Genomic DNA, 243 nt, shown 5'->3' with positions numbered 1-243 from the left:
GGAGACCCCAAATGTTTCAACAGCTGCTTGGTAGTCTTTGTCATGAGCAATGGTGTAGTTGACAATCTCCACACGTTCTTCAAAAGTGGTGTTGCGTCCTTGTTTCATACGACTGTATCCTTTACTACTAGTATACTCTTTTATCCATCTTGAGAGAACAGAACGAGACGAAATTTCATACCGTTGACAGATGTCATAGGTTGATTCCTTTCCATCAAGATAATCCTGAACAGCTTGTTCTTT

General features: G+C 40.3%; 1 protein-coding gene. It reads right to left on the bottom strand.

Features of this window, described 5'->3' with window-relative positions; genetic code table 11:
* Positions 1-243 (bottom strand): transposase (locus E4T79_RS10860; protein ID WP_135030149.1); only part of this gene is annotated, 243 nt, incomplete at both ends.

This window comes from Streptococcus sp. LYSM12, assembly GCF_004569635.1.
In the GTDB taxonomy this organism is placed as follows: Bacteria; Bacillota; Bacilli; order Lactobacillales; family Streptococcaceae; genus Streptococcus.
This window is presented reverse-complemented; position numbering and strand designations above follow the sequence as displayed.